Origin of the sequence: Bradyrhizobium sp. U87765 SZCCT0048, assembly GCF_018131225.1 — a bacterium.
Classification (GTDB): Bacteria; Pseudomonadota; Alphaproteobacteria; order Rhizobiales; family Xanthobacteraceae; genus Bradyrhizobium_A.
Genome location: NZ_JAFCMM010000004.1, coordinates 412278 through 427611, shown reverse-complemented (window position 1 = coordinate 427611; position 15334 = coordinate 412278). Strand labels below are relative to the sequence as shown.

The window sequence follows — 15334 nt, the reverse complement described above, 5'->3', positions numbered from 1 at the left end:
GCCTCGTCGGCGCCACATACATGAAGCCGGTGGACGTGGAGCCGGCGATGCCTGAGACCTGCGAGCGATCCGTGACGCCGTCGTCCGGCGGGGGCGGAGTGGTTCTTCTGCATGGCATTGCCCGCACCGCGCGTTCGCTGCGCGGCATGGAACGGGCGATGGCCGATGCCGGGTTCGCGACGCTCAATCTCGATTACCCGAGCCGCCGCGCTACGCTGGCGACGCTCGCCGACGAACTGCATCCGTCGATCGCGGCATTTGCTGCCGAGGTGCGCGGGCCGTTGCACTTTGTCGCTCACTCGATGGGTGGGCTTGTCGTCCGGGCCTATCTGGCACGCCACCGTCCGCCGCGGCTCGGGCGCGTGGTGATGCTCGGCACGCCCAACGGCGGCAGCGAGATCGCCGATTTGCTGCGCGATGTCGCGCTCTACCGTGCGGCTTTCGGTCCTGCCGGCCAGCAACTGGTCACCCGGCGCGACCCGGTGACCGAGGCGCTGCTTCCGCCGCCGGACTATCCCGTCGGCATCGTCGCCGGCAATCGCTCGCTCTATCCACTGGCGTCACTGGTGCTGCCGAAGCCAAACGATGGCCGTGTCTCGGTACGCAACACCCGGCTCGAGGGCATGCATGACCATGTGGTGATCGCGACCTCGCATCCGCAATTGGTGAGCCACCCTGCGGCAATCTGTCAGACCATCGCGTTTCTGAGACACGGGCGGTTTAGCTACGAAAGCTGAGGGACTGTCGGTTGGCTCATGGCTGTCATTATGAGTCCGGTGCGATCGGTGAGGCAGTAAGACGTGGATGCCCGGCACAAGGCCGGGCATGACGGTAGAGAGTGCCGAGTTGCTTCGACCAAATCTGCGTCATGGCCGGGCTTGTCCCGGCCATCCACGTCTTTCTGACGTCGCCGCGGTGGGGAACGCGCCCGCGCGTCGCGCGGGGCACAGCGTGTCAGTTTCTCACGCCACCTGTTGCGGTGGCGCTGCGAGCTCGCGGGCGAGCGCGGTGGCGCCGACATAGTCGGTCTTGCCGGAGCCGAGCAGCGGGATCTTGTCGAGCACCCGCACCTCCGCCGGCACCGACAGCTCCGATGCGCCGGTCGCCTTGGCGCGGCCCTGCAGCGCCTCGCGGCTGGCGTCGCGCTGCGTCGTCAGGAGCACGATGCGCTCGCCCTTGCGGGCATCGGGCACTGTCACCGCGGCCGACAGCGCCTGCGGCCACAGCGCGGAGGCCATCGCTTCCACGGCCGACAGCGACACCATCTCGCCAGCGATCTTGGCGAAGCGCTTGGCGCGGCCCTTGATGGTGATGAAGCCGCCGGCATCGATGCTGACGATGTCGCCGGTGTCATGCCAGCCATCGGGCAGCGGTTCGAGCACGCCGGGATTTTCGGCGCGGAGGTAGCCAAGCATGACGTTGGGGCCGCGCACCGACAGGCGGCCGCCCTCCTCGATGCCGGGGACCGCATCGAGACGGTACTCCATAAGCGGCGACAGCCGGCCGACCGTGCCGGGGCGGTTCGCCATCGGCGTGTTCATGGCCAGCACTGGCGCGGTCTCGGTGACGCCATAGCCCTCCAGGATGCGGATGCCGAACCGCTCCATGTAGATGGCGCGGGTGCGTTCCTTCACCGCCTCCGCACCGGCGAGCACGAGGCGCAGAGTGCGGAAATCATACGGATGCGCCGAGCGGGCATAGCCGGTGAGGAAGGTGTCGGTGCCGAACAGGATGGTCGCGCCGGTCTGGTAGATCAGCTCGGGCACGATGCGGTAGTGCAGCGGCGAGGGGTACATGAAGATCGGAATGCCCGCGAGCAGCGGCATCATCAGCCCGCCGGTGAGGCCGAACGAGTGGAACACCGGCAGCACGTTGAACACCTTGTCGTTGGCGTTGGCGTCGACCCGCGCCAGTGCCTGCGCCGCGTTGGCGAGGATGTTGCGGTGGGACAGCACCACGCCCTTGGGCGTGCCCTCGGAGCCTGAGGTGAACAGGATCACCGCCGGATCGTTGGCCTTGCGGCGCACGCGCGGCGTGCTGCCGTCGAGCAGACCCCTGATCTTGTCGGTGAGGCCGATGGTCGCGCGGATGTCCTCGAGATAGACGACGCGGGCATTCGCCGCGATCGCGGTGATCAGCTTGTCGAGCTTGCCCTTGTCGATGAAGGCGCGCGAGGTCAGCACGGTGCGCACCTTCGCCGCGGTCATGGCGCTGACCACGCTGCCCGGCCCGGCCGAGAAGTTCAGCATCGCCGGCACGCGGCCGATGGTCTGCAGCGCCATCAGCACCACGGTGACGCCGGCTGAGTTCGGCAGCAGCACGCCGACATTCTCGCCGACCGCGGTGCCGGCCTCGAGCTTGCGGCTCAGCACCTGGGCGCCGAGGATCAGCTTGCTGTAGGTCAGCGCCGTGCCGAGCGCGTCGGTGATGATCGGCTTGCCGGTGTCGTGCAGCTTGCGGGCGTGCACGACCCCCTCGAACAGGGTCTGGTCGAGCATCGCGGTCTTGACCATGGCATCGATCATCACGTCCTGCAGCGCGGCGCCGGCCTGGATACGCCGCACCTTGCCGCGCAGCGCCGGATCGACCGGCAGCTTCACCGGCGGCAGGAACGAGATGGTGATCTTGGGAAACCACACGCGCTTGGCCTGGCCGTTCGAGAGATAGCCGAGATACGAGCGCTGGGCGCCGTCGATGCGCACCGGCACCACCACCGCATCGGCCTTGTCGGCGATCATCGCGGCGCCGTCATAGACCTTCATCAGGCTGCCGGTGACCGTGACGCGGCCCTCGGGGAAAATCACCACCGGCTCGCCGCGGCTGACGAGGTGTACGAGGTCGCGCGTCGCCAGCGGCCGCGACGGGTCCATGGTGTAGTGGCGGATCATCTTGAGGAAAGGCCTGGCCCACCACGCATTGGCGATACCGGTATCGACCGCGAAGGCGGCGTCGATCGGCAGCACCGCATGCAGCAGCGGACCGTCGAGCAGGCTGCCGTGGTTCGGCGTGATCAGCATGCGCGTGCCGGCCGGTGGCAGGTTTTCGAGGCCCCGCACCTCGACCCGGAACAGCGCCTTGAAGATCAGCGCGCCGAGGTCGCGCACGCCCGCTTCGCCCCACTTGCGCATCACGAACACCGTCATCGCGAAGCTCGCGATGGCGAGGCCGAAGAAGATCCAGGCGACGGCAAGGCCGGCCGACTGCAGCAGCGCGACGCCGAGCGAGGCCACCACCATGAACGCCGCCGACATCACATTGCCCGCGGCGATGACGCGGGCGCGCTCCGCCGCCGCCGACCACGCCTGCACCGCGGCGAACGACGGCACCACGAACAGGCCGCCGCCGATGGCGAAGATGAAGAAGTCGACGAGGATGCGCAGGCCCGTGCCGCTGGTCGCGAACGCCAGCGGATGAATGTCGCTGCCCGCCGCCGCATGGCCGATGGTCCAGGCGAGGTCGAGGCCGACAAGCCCCATGACGATGCCGCCGAGCGGCACCAGCGCGAGGTTCGGCCGGACATGGCTGAGCTGGGCGGCGACCAGCGAACCGGTGGCGATGCCAACCGCGAACACGGTGAGGCACAGCGTGACCACGCCCTCGGTGCCGCCGATGTTGGCCTTGATCACGGCGGGCAGCAGCGACAGCACCACCGCGCCGACCAGCCAGAACCATGACACGATGATCATGCCGTCCCACAGCCGCGCCTCCGCCTTCAGGGAGGCAAGCAGACGCAGGGTCGAGGTCAGCGGATTGCGGGTGATCGTGAGATCGGGTGCCGCCGGCGTCGTCGCGGGGATCTGCCGCGCCGACAGCCAGCAGGCGATCGCCAGCAGCACCACCGCGCCGGAGACATAGCCGGGGTGGCTCGATTCCGACACGAACAGGCCGCCGCCGATCGTGCCGCCGAGGATGGCGAGGAAGGTCGCGCCCTCGACCAGGGCGTTGCCGGTCGCGAGTTCGCCGGTGGAGAGCTGGTCGGGCAGGATGCCGTACTTCACCGGGCCGAACAGCGCCGCGACGATGCCGAACAGGCCGAGCGCGACAAACAGCAGCGGCACCGAGTGCAGGAAGAAGCCGGCGGCGGCGAAGGCCGCGGCAAAAATCTCGGCGAACTTCAGCCGCCGCGCGATCAGCGCCTTGGGATACTTGTCGGCGATCTCGCCGCCGAGCGCCGACAGCACGAAGAACGGAAAGATGAACACCGCGCCGGCGATCGTCACCAGCGAGTCGCCGTGGCCGGTGGCCGCGCCGAACAGGATCAGGATGACAAGGGCGTTCTTGAGAAAATTGTCGTTCAGCGCCGAGAAGAACTGCGCCCAGAACAGCGGGGCGAAGCGCCGGGTGGTCATCAGATCCTTGATCATGGAAAGGTCCTTGCAGACTTGAAACGGGCGGAGGCGGGTCGGGCGCCCGGTGAAAAACCGGAAGAGGTTCGGCAATAAGTCGCGATCATGCCGCCGGAAGTTCTTAACTTTCGATGAGAAGGGCGGCTTTTGGCCGCCGCGGCGGATGCGGATCGTCAACGGAGCGTTGCGTCGATCGCCGCGATTTGTCCCTCAGGTCAGATGCTTGAGGTGCTTGAAGGCGGCACACGGCGACAGGCTGCGCAGCGTGAAGGTGGCGCGGCCCGGCCGGCCGGCCGCGCGCGCCTCCAGGACTTGGCCGACGTCGGCAGCCCGGGCGAGGCGGTCGATCGGGCCCATCACCAGGTCCCGCATCGCGCGGACCATGCGGCGCCACGGGCTGCGCTGGCCAGTGCGGCGGGACGGGGTCGAGGCAGGAACGTAGATCAGAAGAGCTTGCGTCATGGCTGTCTCCCAGGGCATGAAAGTCGTGAACATTGTTCACGGATCGTGTGTAGCAAGAGCATGAGCGTTGCTCAAGAGCAATGCTCATAAATCACGGATTCGTGATCGCGCCGGAAATCGCACCGAAATGAGGGCTGCTGGTGAACGCGGAAACTGCTGACGTGGATGAACTGAGCGCGCGGGGGCAACAGCTGCGCGACATCGCCCGCGATCTGATCGCGGCAAAGGGCCTCCGGGCGCTCAAGGTGCGCGACGTCGCCGCAGCTGCGGGCTGCGCGGTCGGTTCGGTGTATCTGGAATTCGCCGATCTCGATGGCCTGGTGCTCGCAGTCAGCCGCCAGACCGTGCGCAGGTTGCGCGAGAGGATGGCGGCGATCGCCGATCCCGATCCGGTACGGCAGCTCCATGCGCTCGGTGCCGCCTATCTCGATTTCGCGACCGACCATCCCAATCTGCTGCGTGCGCTGTTCGAACACCGCATGGTAGACGACCGTCCGTTCCCGCAGGATCTGCTCGACCGCGTGCAGGACACCTTCGCGCTGCTCTATCCGCCGCTCGCCGCGCTCCTGCCCGATGCGCCGGCCGACGCGGTCGCGCTGCTCGCCCGCACCATGTTCTCCGCCGTGCACGGCATCGTCTCGCTCGGCCTCGAAGACCGTCTCGTCGCCGTCCCCGCGCCATTGCTGCGCCAGCAGGTGGCACAGCTGGTGGATGTGTATGTGGCGAGTGCGATGCGCGCGTGAGTACTGGTGAAGTGCTGGTGGATTCTCAATCCGGAGTTGTCTCCCGCTGTGTTCTGAGAGATGTTCGGCCTGAATAAGGTCGTGGGCGGGGGCATTGGAATGTGGTCGCTTGTTGGCCGGCGTTTGGCCGTCGCCGCGCTTGTCGCAATAGCGTCGCCTGCGCACGCTGCGACCATTGAGGTGAACTCGCTGGGCGCCGACAGGCCTTCCCTGATCACGATCAGTGGAACGATCGAAACGGCTGACAGAGATACGTTCCTGAGAAAGATCGTCCCGGTCACGAACGCCATCGTGGCGTTTGACAGTGATGGTGGCAATCTGATCGCGGGCCTTCAGATCGGCGAGACCATTCGAATGAAGAACTTCGCGACACTGGTGCCCGACCAGGCGCGTTGTGCTTCGTCGTGCGCCCTGGCGTGGCTCGGAGGGACGCGACGGCTCATGGGGCCCCGCGCGCAGGTCGGATTTCACGCTGCCTATGACGGTCAGACGGGCAAGGTGACAAGCGGTGGCAACGCGCTGGTTGGAGCTTATTTGAACAAGATCGGGCTGCCTTACAAAGCGGTTCTCTACATCACATCGCCGCCTCCGGAATCGGTGACATGGTTGAGCAACGCTGATGCGGAGAAGCTTGGAATAGAGGTCTCCCTGTTTAGCCCGGAAGGCAATCCGTCACCGACGCGCTCTGTACAGTCGGATCCCCTGCAACAGCCGCCGCCTCAGCGGGCGCGTGGTCGACAATCTATGCCCGAGCCGCCGCCTGAGCGTTACGGCGTTCAGGTCACCTCGCAACGAAGTGAAGCAGATGCGCGGGCTGCCTATAGAATTCTGCAAAGCACATATCCGTCACTTCTTGCGGCGCGTTCGCCGCTGATGATCCGTGCCGATACTGGCGAGCATGGCATCTACTATCGGGCTGTCATCGGGCCGTTCGACACCGCGACTGCGGCTTCTGACTTCTGTACGCAACTCAAGACTGCAGGCGGGATGTGTGCGGTGCAAAGGATTTCCATTGATGCGGGGCGCAAGGCCTCCCAGCAAGAGCAAAAGAGCCCTCAGCAACAGCAAGGCTCAGCCGCACCGCCAACGTCGCTGATATTTCCGACCTCCATCTCGCCCAAATATGCATCGGAAAACAGGCCGGAGGCGCTGATGCACACCTGCCTCGATCAATACATCGCCAACAAGGCGACCAACAGCAATGGTGGCCTGAAGTGGATCGAGAGGGGCGGTGGCTACTACTCAACGTGCGCCACCCGACTGAGGAACTAGAGTAACACCTCGACATGTCGCATCGCAGTTGTGGCAGAGGGCCTGTCGTTCGCAGATGTGTTGCCGTGCTGAAGAGAAGGCGCGGCACGTGCAGTGGGGTCGTCTTGCCATCGCCAACAAAGCGGCCGCGTCTTGTGCTGCGCCGCGGGGATGTGTCAGCTGTACTAGCCGTGCGGAACGCGGCGGAGTGCATTCGGTCGCCGAATTGCAGCCTGTCCTGCCCGTCGGAGTCGCGATTGTGCCATGCCACCTTCAGGACCTGCTCGAAGCGGTTGAGTTCGCCAGCGCCGACGGCATCTTTGTGGCCCACGGAGCATTTGTCTGCCGGGGCACCGGAAAGGTCTACTGGAGGATCGACGGAGAGGCACAGCTTGAGGAATTGCCGGTCGATCTCAGCGACACGGCGAAATATGTTGCGATCCCTTCCAGGCGAGCTTTGGGCTTAGGCAGGCCGCTCGCACTGGAGTTCGCTAAAAAATATATCCCCGGCGACGTCGACGATATCCGGGACATGTTCGGCAAGAAGGGCGGATTTCGCAAGTTCCGCGCGCTGCTGGAGCGAAGGAGCCTCACCGACCGGTGGCATGCCTTCGAGATGGAGGCACTCCGTGATGCGCTGCGCGTCTGGTGCGAGCGCCAGGGATTGGCCGTCGTCGAGTGACGCAGGCGCGCAATCTCTGCGGCGCGCCAATGCTATTCCGGGCTATTCCGTCAGCTTGCATGCGGTCGTATCGGGACGTCCGCACAAATCTATTTTGGCAGCACCTTGAACACAGCCTTGCGGATGTTCGCATCCACTTCCTTGGCGGGCGTCTCGGACTTGCCCTCGGTCATCGTCCGCATCATGTAATATCCGCCAGCCTTACGCGGCACGACGAGATAGTAGTCCGTGGTGGTGGTCTTGTCTGTCTGACAGGTCGTGAACACGCGCACCAGCCGGCTGTCGCCGCTGTCGTCGGGCATGGAGCCCGAAAAGAACGTGCCTTTGCACTCCTTGGCGCGGGTCCCGACCATGAGAGCTTTGAGCTCGTCGATCTGCCGGGGCAGAATCACCGGCAAGACGTTGACGGTTCCGACGACGTCGCCCGCCACCCAGACCACGTCGGCCTTGATATCGGGAAGTTCGTTCGACGTCGCGATGCGAAAGCCCGTCACGCCGGCCTCCGACAGCAGATTGGCCGCGAACACCATGGCGTCGGCGCGCAACTCGGGACGCGTGACAGCCGCGCGGACCGGCGCCGGGCTGACCTGTTCGTTGACGCAGTTCAGCAGCATGGGCAGAAGGCGCGACGTGTCCGTGAGGTTGAAGGTAAAGACCTGATCGGAGGCCGCGATCCGCAGCACGCGTCCGCGGCTGAAATTCTGAAAGCGATCGCTGTTTCCACCAAAGCCGACAATGACCCCGGTCGGTGAAATGGCCTTGGCTGTCACCTGCTGAACGTCGCCGCCATCGATCACGTAAGCCAGCGGAATTTCCGCTCCAGGGGTTAGGCGCCAGGCGGGATTGGAGAAGCCGACGCCCCAATTGTATTTGCGACCGATCAGGACCGTAACGTGGATACCGCTGTTGTAGCCGGCAGTGCCTGCACAATGGGAGAATTTGCCTTCATCCGTGTAGGCGCCGGCACTCCAGCCGCCGACCTCGAACGTCTTGATGGTCTTGGCATGGCCAGCAGTCGACAGGCCCAACAACAACACGCCAGCGAATGCAACCAATGCACGCATGCTCCACCCCCCTGCTCGCAATGGCAGCATCTCTCATTTTACCGCAGCGGGCAACGCCGATTCTCCATCATCGGCCGGTGATGCGAAATCCCGCGGCTTCATTGCTGTTGCGTGATCCGCGCGCCCTGCGCGTACCGGGACTGCCAATGTTGTCGAAGATCGACCGGCACGAACCATCGCAGCCGCGTCGGGGCGCGGATGATCGTGCTGGGGGGAGCATCAGTCCTTCCGTCGGGCTGATCGTCGCGAGCCCGGTGCTGCCCGATTCCCCTGCGTCAGTGGTCGCGTGCGCGCCCCGGCGTCGATGAGGTCAACGCCCGCCTAGCGGCGGTGCCGCCAACGGCAGCGCAGGCTGCTCGCGCGCGCCGCGCTGGCCCGGCGTGCTCAATCCCATATGTCGGTCTCACGCGGCTTTCTACAGGAGCTGACGACGGCGCTGGCGGTCAAGCTGCCGATCATCGATGCGGCTTTCGCCGTGACGCCCGGTGTATGGGCGTGATGCCGGTGACCGGCCGGCTCCGGCCTTTCCCTCGCGGGCGTGCGGCGATAGGTTGCCGACCTGTTTGGCAGCTGTCAGGGATCGGGCCGCACCGTGCGACGTCGCAGAGCGATGAGAAACGCCTTTCGGCCGGTGATACCCGCAGCCGCCGCGCGGCGTATTGCCGCTGGCCGTGGCGTCGCGCCCGCCCGGCCGGCGCGGTGACCGGAGCGGCCATGGAATCCACCCCGCTGTTTCAGACCCTCTACTTCATCGCCATCATCGCCGAGGCGATGACGGCGGCGCTCGCGGCCGGCCGCCGCGAGATGGACTGGGTGGGCGTCAGCCTGCTCGGCTGCGTCACGGCGCTCGGCGGCGGCTCGGTGCGCGATGTGCTGCTTGGCCGTCATCCGCTGTCGTGGGTCGAGCATCCATCCTATCTCCTGATCACCGGCGCGGCGGCGCTCGCCACCATCGCCATCGCCCGCTACATGCATCACCTGCGGCGGCTGTTCCTGTTTCTCGACGCCGTCGGCCTTGTCGTGTTCACCGTGATCGGCTGCAATGTCGCGATCGGTCTCGGCATGCCCACCATCATCATCATCGCTTCGGGCATGATCACCGGCTGCGTCGGCGGCGTGCTGCGCGACGTGCTGTGCACCGACATTCCGCTGCTGTTCCGCGCCGAGCTCTATGCCACCGTCTCGGTGGTCACCGGCGCCATCTATGTCGCCGGCCATGACACCGGCATGCCCCATGACGTGGTCATCGTGGTGGCGATGCTGGTCGGGCTCGGCCTGCGCCTGCTGGCGCTGCGTTTCGGCTGGCGCATGCCGAAATTCGTCTACACGGAAACGCTGCATTAACGGTGCGTCGCTTCTATCGGCTCAGCCGATGGAGAGACCCTTGGAGAGCGCAGTTCATTGCCCGCAACGGGCCCAGGCCGGCGTCGTCGCGGGTTCGCCGCGTGTTGCCGGCGTCGGCCGGCGCCGTCCCGTCCCTGGCCGGGGGCCGGCGGCATGATCCGCCTCGTCCTGCTGCTGCTGGGCGCCCGTCCGCTGCGGACGTACTGGTGGGCGTTTGCGCTGCTTTCGGTCGCCTGCGTCGTCGTCGGTGCGATCTTCGTCACCAATCACTTCAACACCGCGATCATCATCACTGTCGACCTGATCGGCGCCCTTCTGATCGTCGAGGGGGTCGTGCGGCTGCTGGCGCTGGCGGCGATCGGCTTTCCCAACGCCACGGTGCCGGTGCTCAAGGCGCTCGGCTTCTTCGCTCTCGGCCTCATGGCGATCGACGTGCCGTGGGACGACAACATCGTCGCCACCATTGTCCTCGGCGGTGCGCTGCTCATCGACGGCCTGTTTCGCGTCGCCGCGGCGGTGGTCATCCGCTCGGTGCGCTGGCGCCATGCGGCGATGGTCGGTATTTTCGAGCTGATCGTCGGCGGTCTCGTCTGGTCGCCGTGGCCGATCCCGAACCGGCAGACCGTGCCGTTCTGTATCGGCGTTGCGCTGTTCGCCGTGGCCGGCAGCCTCGCCCGGCTCAGCCTGCAGCTGCGCCGGCTCAAGCCCGGCGCCTCGATCACCGAGTTGCCGCTGTTCGCCGGGCCGAACTGGCACGCGCGGGGCCTCGTCCATCCATCCCAGGAGCAGGCCACGTCCTGGAGCAGCGACGGGCGGCTGGTTGTCCATGTCTGGACGCCGATCGGTTCCGCCGTGAACCCGCGCCGCCGCTTCCTGATCGACCGTTACATCGCCGCGATCGACCAGGGCGGCGTCATCTCCACCGGCCACGCCGCGATGTCGCTGTCGCCGGACGTCTATGTCAGCCTCGTGCCGGCGGACGAGATCGACCATTCCTCGGAGGAGTTCGGTCGGCTGCTGCGCGCCGGACCGGAGAACGACGTGCCCGGCCGCTTCCGGCCGTCGTTCGAGGAGGAGTGCGCCGGCTGGCGCCGCCCCGATCGCGAGATCGTCTTCAACCACTACAACAGCGCGGCGGTGCGCGCCTTCCTTGCCGCCTATCAGGCGCAGCCGGTCTACAATCTGACCAGCCGCAACTGCTCCTCGACCGTCGCACTGTCGCTCGATGCCGCCGTCGAGGGCGCTCTCGGGCATGAGCGGCCGTGGCGGCAGGTGTTCATGCTGCTGACGGATCCGGCGATGTGGCTGCTCGCGCTGTGGCGCGCCCGCGCCGAGGCGATGACCTGGACGCCGGGGCTGATCCTCGACTACGCGCAGACGCTGCAGCATGTCCTCGAGGGGCGGCGCGAGAAATGGCTGTCGCGGTGGCGTGCGACCCGTGCGCGCTACGAGCGCCAGCGCCGTGGCCTCGCCGCCGAGGGACAGCCGACCCGCTCCAACCTGCCGGCGATCGCCTCGCTGGTGGGGACGGCGATGATCTTAGGTCTCACCTACGGCCTCAGCGCACCGTTGCTGGCGCTGACCCTGACGCAGATGGGCTTCGGCGAAGGGTTCATCGGCGCCAATGCCGCCATGCATGCGGTCGGTGTGCTCCTCACCGCGCCGCTGCTGCCGCGGCTCGCGTGGCGGCTGGGGCCGAAAGTGCCGATCACCGCGGCGCTGCTCGCCGCCGCTGGCCTGCTGGCGCTGTTTCCGGCGATGCCGGCGGTGTGGTTGTGGTTTCCGCTGCGGCTGCTGCTCGGGGCGGCGTCGGAAACCATGTTCGTCATGTCCGAGACCTGGATCAACCAGCTCAGCGACGAACGCAGTCGCACCCGCACCATGGCGATCTACACCGCTGCGCTGTCGCTCGGCTTCGCGCTCGGGCCGCTGATCCTCACCGCGGTCGGCACCGAGGGATCGCTGCCGTTCCTCATCGCCGGCGGCATGGCGCTGGTCGCGCTGGCGTCGGTGGCGATGCCGTGGGTCCGGGCGCCGGCGTTCGAACGGCCACGCCATCGCAATCCCTTGCGCTATCTCGCGCTCGCGCCGGTGGCGCTCGTCGCCACCATGGTCAATGCCGCGCTGGAAACCGCCGGCATGTCGTTCCTGCCGCTCTATGCCATGCGCGTCGGCTGGGACGAGCAGTCGGCGACGCTGCTGCTGTCGGTGCTGCTGATCGGCGCCATTGTCATGCAGCTGCCGATCGGCTGGCTCGGCGACCGCATCGATCGCCGCAAGCTGGTCATCGGGCTCGGCATCGCGTCCGCCATCGGCGCGCTGCTGTGGCCCTATGCGATCGGCTCGGCGGTCGCCGCCTATGTGCTGCTGTTCGTCTGGGGCGGCGCGTTCGTCGGCATCTACACGGTGATGATGGCGCTGATCGGCAGCCGCTTTGCGGGTGGCGACCTCGTTTCGATCTATGCGGTGATGTCGGTGGCATGGGGCGCCGGCGCGTTCATCGGCCCGAGCGCCGCCGGCGTTGCCATGGACGTCACGCTGCACGGCCTGCCTTATTTCGCGGCGGCGGCGTGTGCCGCGTTCACGGTCCTCGCGGTGGTGCGCCGGTCCGGCACCTGACACGGCCGCCGCGACGACGACGGTCGCCGCGCTCAGGCGGCGTCTGTCACCCACGCGGCGGGAGACGACCCCAGCAGCGGCGCCGGCAGATCCCAGCGCATGGCAACACCGGCGATGGTCGACGGCGGGCGCACACGGCGCGCCGGGCCCCAGCCGGTGGCTTCGACGGCGTCGGACCAGTCGGCCGGGGTCTCCGGCGCGATCGGTGCGGCATCGAATCCCTGATGGCCCGCCGAGATTAGCAGGTGTGCGGTGCGCGCCAGAGACGCGCGGGCTTCGAGGCCCTCTCCTGTCCGCAGCCGCTGCGTCAGGCCGCGGACCGCGGCCGCGGCGAGCAGATAGCCGGTGGCATGGTCGATCGCCTGGTTGGGTAGCGGTGTCGGCCGGTCGCGCCCGGCGGCGCGCATGCCGGCCTCGGCGATGCCCGTGCTCATCTGGATCAGGCTGTCGAAGCCGCGCCGCCCCTGCCACGGCCCGCTCCAGCCATAGGCGTCGAGCGAAACGTCGATCAGGTTCGGATTGAGCGCGCGTCGACGCGCCGGATCGAAGCCGAGGCGCATGAGCGCATCGGGACGATAGCCGTGCACCAGCACGTCGGCCTGGGTCAGCAGGGTCTCCAGGGTGCGGCGAGCGCTGGCCGTCTTGAGATCGAGCCGCGCGCAGCGCTTGCCGAGCACCACTTCGGGCACCGTGAACGGCTCCTCCCATCCCGGCGGATCGATGCGCAGCACCTGCGCGCCGAAGCCGGCGAGAAAGCGCGTCGCCACCGGACCGGCGAGAATCCGTGTCAAGTCGAGCACGCGCAGGCCCTGCAGCGGCCGGCCGGGCTTGGGCATCCATGGTGCGCGCGCGCCGCTGGCGATCGACGTTCGGTGCAGCAGCGGTTCGGCATGAACGGCGCGGCCCTGCGGATGCGCGGCCCAGGCTTCGACCGGGCGCATCGCCGCGGCGCAGCCGTCATGGGCGACGATCGCGCTCTCCAGCTCCGTCGCGCTCCAGGTCGCTACCGCGCGCGTCACGGCATCGCGGCCGACCGGCGTCTTCAGCACCGCCATGGCAGCGTCACGATGATGCGGCGCGTTGGTGTGCAGCCGGATCCAGCCGTCCGCCGTGCGGTAGTCGCCGGCCACCGGATCCCAGGGCGGCGGCATGTCCCAGCCCTGCGGCCGCAGCGAGGTGCCGAACCAGATCGCGGCGAGGCGGCGGTCGACCTGCACCGCGGGAAGGGCCCCCGCCTGTGTTGCCACCAGTTCGGCGACAGCAAGACTCGCGGCGCCGATCGCCGCGGTCGCGAGGTCCGAGACGTGGAAGGCGGACGGCAGCGATCCCGCGCCGGTGACCGCGACATGGCGCAGATCGGCCGCATCGCCGCCGACGGCCTGCCAGATCTCGCGCAGCAGATGCGTGACTAGGCTTGTCGGCGGGGTAGGCGGCGAGGTGTCTGGCATGAGGGCCTCGAAGCGATGCGATGCACGGTCGTCCCCGATCCGATGATGCAGGCCCGAATGGCCTGCGCATCGAGAGCGGACGCGATGTGATCGCGCCGGGGCCGCGCGACGGTCAAGATTGATTGTGTGAATCAACCTGCCCGGCGCCGCGTGCGCGGCCCTGCGGAGGTTCAGCCGCGGTGCGGCGCGCCGGCGTCGCTGGCGGGGCTCACCGCCTCCACCGGAACCCAGACCCGGCCATCAAACAGCCGCCGCGCGGTGCGGTAGAACGCGCCGGAGCGCGCATGCCAGCCGCCGGCGGTTGGCGTCACGTCGGCGTCCACCGTAAGAACGCCGGACGGCATGCCGAGGCGGAGCGCGCCAGGTGTGGTTCGCGGCGACAGTGCGTCGGCGACGAGCGTGCCGGAGACGCGCGCGGCGACGGCGGCGCACAGCGCCGCTGTGAGCGGCAGCGCGCGGTGCGGCTGACCGCTCGAGATCATGCGAACATGCAGGTCGATGTCATCGGCACCAACGGTGTCGCCGGCCAGCGTGACGAAATCGGACGCTGGCGCGACAAAGCCGATGAACGGCACAGAACTGATCTGCCGCGCCGCCGCGACGTCGCCGGCAATGCCCATCGCCACCGAGGCGTGCGCGCGGATGTCGCCGAGCAATGTCATGGCGCGGTGGTCGCGCTCGATGATGTCGGGCAGCTCGCGGCCGGTGAGGCCGATGTCGGCGGCGCGCACGAACACCGCGGCGTTGGCGGCGTCCACCAGCGAGACGTCGATCGGCCCGATCGATGGCACGATGAGCCGATCGACGGCGTGGCCGCTCGGCAGCAGCCGGCCCGTGGTGGCGCCGCCGGGATCGAGGAAGTCGAGGCGGATCGGCGCGCCGGTGCCGGCAACGCCGGGGATCGCCAGATCGCCATCGCTGCGGCTCGCGCCATCGCTCAGCGGAAAGCTGGCATGGATGATCTTGCCGGTGTTGGTGTTGTGAATGCGCACCGTCGCCGCGTCGCCGGTCGCGCGCACCAGTCCCTCGTCGATGGCGAACGGTCCCACGGCCGAGCTCATGTTGCCGCAGTTGCCGGCATAGTCGACGCGGTCCTCGCGGATCAGCACCTGGGCAAAGGTGTAGTCGATGTCGGCGTCGTCGCGCGTCGGCGGCCCGAGCACGCACACCTTCGACAGCGACGACAACCCGCCGCCGAGGCCGTCCAGCTGCCGCCCGTTCGGGTCGGGCGATCCCATCGCCGCGGTGAAGATCCGGTCCCACTGGTCGCGGTCCGGCAGGTCACCTGCCCGGAACATCAGTCCCTTGCTGGTGCCGCCGCGCATGAACACGGCGGGGATGGACTTCAGTGGCATGGCGGCCTCCCGTGAATCGT

General features: G+C 67.7%; 11 protein-coding genes. 6 read left to right on the top strand and 5 right to left on the bottom strand.

Annotation, left to right across the window (positions count from 1 at the left end; genetic code table 11):
- Window positions 1-47 precede the first annotated feature (47 nt).
- Window positions 48-737, top strand: a complete 690-nt coding sequence (locus JQ639_RS24790; RefSeq protein WP_211968905.1) for an alpha/beta fold hydrolase — start codon at window positions 48-50, stop codon at window positions 735-737.
- A 225-nt stretch (window positions 738-962) separates the two neighbouring features.
- Here the strand turns inward: JQ639_RS24790 and JQ639_RS24785 are convergent, their stop codons facing one another.
- Both JQ639_RS24785 and JQ639_RS24780 read right to left on the bottom strand, forming a co-directional pair.
- Window positions 963-4364 carry an acyl-[ACP]--phospholipid O-acyltransferase gene (locus JQ639_RS24785; protein ID WP_211968906.1) on the bottom strand — a complete coding sequence of 1134 codons (3402 nt, stop codon included), beginning with the start codon at window positions 4362-4364 and terminating at the stop codon, window positions 963-965.
- Window positions 4365-4556: 192 nt separating this feature from the next.
- Window positions 4557-4808 (bottom strand): hypothetical protein, encoded by a 252-nt coding sequence (locus JQ639_RS24780; protein WP_211968907.1) that lies wholly within the window; start codon window positions 4806-4808, stop codon window positions 4557-4559.
- A gap of 161 nt (window positions 4809-4969) precedes the next feature.
- Between JQ639_RS24780 and JQ639_RS24775 the strand changes: the two genes are divergently transcribed.
- The 3 genes from JQ639_RS24775 (at window position 4970) to JQ639_RS24765 (ending at window position 7484) form a co-directional block, all read left to right on the top strand.
- Window positions 4970-5551 (top strand): TetR/AcrR family transcriptional regulator, encoded by a 582-nt coding sequence (locus tag JQ639_RS24775; protein WP_349644580.1) that lies wholly within the window; start codon window positions 4970-4972, stop codon window positions 5549-5551.
- Window positions 5552-5650: 99 nt separating this feature from the next.
- Entirely contained in the window at window positions 5651-6823 is a 1173-nt protein-coding gene (locus tag JQ639_RS24770; protein WP_211975017.1) for an SPOR domain-containing protein, read from the top strand.
- Between the two features lie 187 nt (window positions 6824-7010).
- Window positions 7011-7484, top strand: coding sequence for a hypothetical protein (locus JQ639_RS24765; protein ID WP_211968909.1), 474 nt, complete (start codon window positions 7011-7013; stop codon window positions 7482-7484).
- 89 nt (window positions 7485-7573) lie between these two features.
- Here JQ639_RS24765 and JQ639_RS24760 read toward each other — a convergent pair whose 3' ends face one another.
- Window positions 7574-8548, bottom strand: coding sequence for a hypothetical protein (locus tag JQ639_RS24760; RefSeq protein WP_211968910.1), 975 nt, complete (start codon window positions 8546-8548; stop codon window positions 7574-7576).
- Window positions 8549-9262: 714 nt separating this feature from the next.
- Between JQ639_RS24760 and JQ639_RS24755 the strand changes: the two genes are divergently transcribed.
- Window positions 9263-9892, top strand: coding sequence for a trimeric intracellular cation channel family protein (locus JQ639_RS24755; protein WP_211968911.1), 630 nt, complete (start codon window positions 9263-9265; stop codon window positions 9890-9892).
- A gap of 153 nt (window positions 9893-10045) precedes the next feature.
- Window positions 10046-12511 carry an MFS transporter gene (locus JQ639_RS35410; RefSeq protein WP_249123446.1) on the top strand — a complete coding sequence of 822 codons (2466 nt, stop codon included), beginning with the start codon at window positions 10046-10048 and terminating at the stop codon, window positions 12509-12511.
- 32 nt (window positions 12512-12543) lie between these two features.
- Here the strand turns inward: JQ639_RS35410 and JQ639_RS24745 are convergent, their stop codons facing one another.
- Window positions 12544-13959, bottom strand: coding sequence for a CoA transferase (locus tag JQ639_RS24745; RefSeq protein ID WP_211968912.1), 1416 nt, complete (start codon window positions 13957-13959; stop codon window positions 12544-12546).
- A 170-nt stretch (window positions 13960-14129) separates the two neighbouring features.
- Window positions 14130-15314, bottom strand: coding sequence for a 2-methylaconitate cis-trans isomerase PrpF family protein (locus tag JQ639_RS24740; protein ID WP_211968913.1), 1185 nt, complete (start codon window positions 15312-15314; stop codon window positions 14130-14132).
- Window positions 15315-15334: the final 20 nt, after the last annotated feature.

Coding starts and splice junctions, on each gene's coding strand:
- JQ639_RS24755 (WP_211968911.1), top strand. CDS start 9,263: ATGGAATCCACCCCGCTGTTTCAGACCCTCTACTTCATCGCCATCATC.
- JQ639_RS24770 (WP_211975017.1), top strand. CDS start 5,651: ATGTGGTCGCTTGTTGGCCGGCGTTTGGCCGTCGCCGCGCTTGTCGCA.
- JQ639_RS35410 (WP_249123446.1), top strand. CDS start 10,046: ATGATCCGCCTCGTCCTGCTGCTGCTGGGCGCCCGTCCGCTGCGGACG.
- JQ639_RS24785 (WP_211968906.1), bottom strand. CDS start 4,364: ATGATCAAGGATCTGATGACCACCCGGCGCTTCGCCCCGCTGTTCTGG.
- JQ639_RS24740 (WP_211968913.1), bottom strand. CDS start 15,314: ATGCCACTGAAGTCCATCCCCGCCGTGTTCATGCGCGGCGGCACCAGC.
- JQ639_RS24780 (WP_211968907.1), bottom strand. CDS start 4,808: ATGACGCAAGCTCTTCTGATCTACGTTCCTGCCTCGACCCCGTCCCGC.
- JQ639_RS24790 (WP_211968905.1), top strand. CDS start 48: ATGCCTGAGACCTGCGAGCGATCCGTGACGCCGTCGTCCGGCGGGGGC.
- JQ639_RS24745 (WP_211968912.1), bottom strand. CDS start 13,959: ATGCCAGACACCTCGCCGCCTACCCCGCCGACAAGCCTAGTCACGCAT.
- JQ639_RS24760 (WP_211968910.1), bottom strand. CDS start 8,548: ATGCGTGCATTGGTTGCATTCGCTGGCGTGTTGTTGTTGGGCCTGTCG.